Annotated in this window: 2 protein-coding genes; both read right to left on the bottom strand. The window is 45.0% G+C overall.

Features of this window, described 5'->3' with window-relative positions; translation table 11 throughout:
- Positions 1-255: 255 nt before the first annotated feature.
- Positions 256-468: a hypothetical protein gene (locus tag EDC14_RS26385; protein ID WP_132018408.1), complete on the bottom strand. Its 213-nt coding sequence runs from the start codon at positions 466-468 to the stop codon at positions 256-258.
- 17 nt (positions 469-485) lie between these two features.
- The coding region (locus tag EDC14_RS26380; RefSeq protein WP_132018405.1) for an RHS repeat-associated core domain-containing protein at positions 486-1,589 on the bottom strand (1,104 nt) is incomplete at its 5' end.

Raw genomic sequence — 1,589 nt, 5'->3', positions numbered from 1 at the left:
GTCGTGGCATCCTCGGCCTTATCCGTAAACCGATACGCCGTCCCGTCCCCGGAAGCGAGCTCCTTCTCCCCATAGGGAGCGAACTTGTACTCCGCAAGCTTGGCCCCGGCCGCACTCGTCACCACCCGCGTCGAACCTAAGTGATCCTTATAGTAAAATTTTACCACGCCGACTTCTTTTTCGACAATAATATAAAGCGTAAAAAGCAGCAACAAAAAAGACCAGGGCCGGTTTGAACCCTGGTATCAACAAATTTCATGGATGAAGTTTAAAAAGTATCATCATTCCAAAAAAAATTGCAATAATCCCCCATATAAGGCTCACTATTTGAATTTTCTTTGGGGAACTTCGAAAAAATTTTCCTTTAAAATGTTGTTCATTAAATTTTATATTATTAGCAGCCCATTCTTTTCTAAATATAATCGCTAAAATACCAATTCCAATTACAATTAACCCTCTTAGATCCACAAGAATCAAACCTCCTTTTAAAAAACATAAAATATGGACCCGGAAGCTCCCGGCGAACCCACTCCAACTCCTGCTTCTCCGTATATAGTTTCTTCCTTAAAATTATAACCTACTTGACCCGCACCACCCCAAATTTGTCCTGGAAAGTTAAAGTTACCCTCAATTGCACCATTCCATCCCGTTCCTATACCAGTATCATTGAGTATATCACCAAAAGTCATACTACCTGAGACACCAGGAATACCAGCAGCACCTCCAACATAAAAATGGGAAGATTTCTCATCTATTTGAATTCCGATCGTAATTCCTATAAAAAATCCAGAAATAACTGTACAATTTAAATCTATATAACCATGTTCAGGTCCACTAGAATCGTTTATATCGTAGTAATAGTCGTTATCTATGGTGTACCTTGAAGCAGTTACACGTACCTCAGGTGCTGCAAAAACCGGAATCCCATTCTCATAATGGTCGATAGTATATCCGTCACTTTCAAAACTATCATAATCTCCATGGCTACGATCATGTTGATAGCCATTATCCCTAAAACTGCTGCTTCCACTATCACCATCATAACCGCTTCCATCCCAACCGCCATTATCGTTATCTCCAACTCTCAACCCAAGAGGATCTATGTACCTTATCGGGTTATCATAACAATACGCAAACCAATTCGCCCCATCCTTAATGGGATCCTGCGATATAAACCTCCCCACCTCCGGGTCGTAGAAACGGAACCCGAAATAATCCAGCCCCGTCGTCACGTCCTCGGCCTTATCCGTAAACTGATACGCCGTCCCGTCCCCGGAAGCGAGCTCCTTCTCTCCATAGGGGGCGAACTTGTACTCGGCAAGCTTGGCTCCGGTCGCGCTCGTCACCACCCGCGTCGAACCTAAGTGATCCTTATGATAGAATTTTACCACACCGCCCGTTTCCTCGGCAATCGCGTGATTCCCCGCATAAATCCGGTACAGATATTTCCCGTCCGAGTATTCCAGTAGCGGATTGGCTCCGGCATAGATATAATAGGTCGTCTTGCCGTTCTCCACCTTCTTGACCCGCATCCCGGTCCCATCGTAGGCCGAGTCCAATTGGGTCGCGCCGTTCCTAGTGACCCGGGT

This window comes from Hydrogenispora ethanolica, assembly GCF_004340685.1.
GTDB classification, from domain to species: domain Bacteria; phylum Bacillota; class UBA4882; order UBA8346; family UBA8346; genus Hydrogenispora; species Hydrogenispora ethanolica.
The sequence above is the reverse complement of the archived record's forward strand: the minus strand, read 5'-3'. Positions and strand labels throughout refer to the sequence as shown.